This window comes from Caldicellulosiruptor sp. F32, from assembly GCF_000404025.1.
Lineage (GTDB): Bacteria > Bacillota > Thermoanaerobacteria > Caldicellulosiruptorales > Caldicellulosiruptoraceae > Caldicellulosiruptor > Caldicellulosiruptor saccharolyticus.
On the sequence record NZ_APGP01000126.1, the window covers coordinates 1 to 1598 of the forward strand.

Below are 1598 nucleotides of genomic sequence, written 5' to 3' on the forward strand. Positions count from 1 at the left end.
TATCATCTACGCAACCCCGCAGGCTAAGGAATATAAAAAGTATAAGATAGATAATGTTGGGTGCTATGTATTAAATCTTGAGGAGTGATGTTTTTTGAGGTATAAAGATGTAATAAATTTTGAGCCAATTGAAACCTTGATTCAACTTGTAGATGCTAATGAAAAGGAAAAGGCGAAAACTTTAGTTAAAACTTTTGTTATATCTGATTCAATGGCTGAGGTTTTGTGTGATATTGTCATTCCTCAGCTTCAATTTGAGGAATTTAATGATAATAAAGGAATATTTGTTGTTGGCAACTATGGAACAGGTAAGTCACATTTGATGGCAGTTATATCGGCTATTGCCGAAGATAAGGATTTATTAGACTATGTAAATAATGAAAAATTTAAGAAAGCAGCAGAAAAAATAGCTGGAAAATTTGAAGTGGTAAGAATAGAAATTGGCTCTGTTACAACAAGTTTGAGAGATATTATTTTAAAAAGGGACATTGAAAGCGATTTGAAAAGAAGAGGGATTGATTATACATTTCCATCAATGAATGAAATTTCTAATAACAAGGATTCAATTATTGAAATGATGGCAAAGTTTGAAGAAAAGTATCCTGAAAAAGGATACTTAATTGTTATTGATGAATTGCTTGATTTTCTGAGAACGAGAAAAGAGCACGAACTGAGGCTCGATTTGGGATTTTTGAGGGAATTAGGTGAAGTATGTAAAAACACACGTGTTAGAATAATCGCAGGTGTTCAGGAATCATTGTTTGACAGTCCAAGTTTTTCTCATGTTTCAGATAAAATAATGCAGGTGAAAGACAGATTTGAGAATATAATTATCAAAAAAGAAGATATTGCATATGTTGTATCTCAAAGACTGCTCAAAAAAAATGATGCTCAGAAAGCCCTTATTCGAGAACATCTGAAAAAATTTAGTAATCTGTATAAGAATATGGGTGATAGGCTTGAGGAATTTGTAGAACTTTATCCAATACATCCTTCTTACATAGAGGTATTTCAAAAGGTGCTTATCGCTGAGCAAAGAGAAATTTTAAAAACTATTAGCCGAACCATTTCAAAATTGTTAGATGAAGAGATTCCTGAAGATGATACAGGAATAATTTCTTATGATTCTTATTGGGACTTTATAAAAGAAATGCCAGCTGCAAGAGCCAATCCTGACGTAAGACAGGTTATTGATGCAAGCAGTGTTCTGGAAAACATAATTAACAACTCTTTTCCTAAGAGAGTTTACAAGAGTTATGCAATTAAAATAATAAAAGCTCTTAGTGTTTATAGACTTGCCACTGGTGACATACATGTACCGCTGGGATTGACTATTGAAAATATCAAAGATGATTTGTGTTTTTATATTCCTGATTTACCAGAGAAAGAAGAAGATTTTTTGATTACCACTATCGAGTCTATAATAAAAGAGATATTAAAGACTGTTGACAACAAGTTCATTTCATATAACAAAGAAAATAACCAATATTATTTAGATGTTGCCAAAGTGGGCATTGATTATATGGCAAAGATTGAGGAAAAGGCTGAGATAATAGACGACGATGTAGTGAACAGACATTTCTACAATATAATATTGA

At 31.9% G+C, this 1598-nt stretch carries 1 protein-coding gene; it reads left to right on the forward strand.

The annotated features are described in order from the left end of the window. Nucleotides 1-94 precede the first annotated feature (94 nt). On the forward strand, nt 95-1598 hold a 1504-nt coding region (locus H964_RS11865; protein ID WP_039767892.1), incomplete at its 3' end, for a DUF6079 family protein.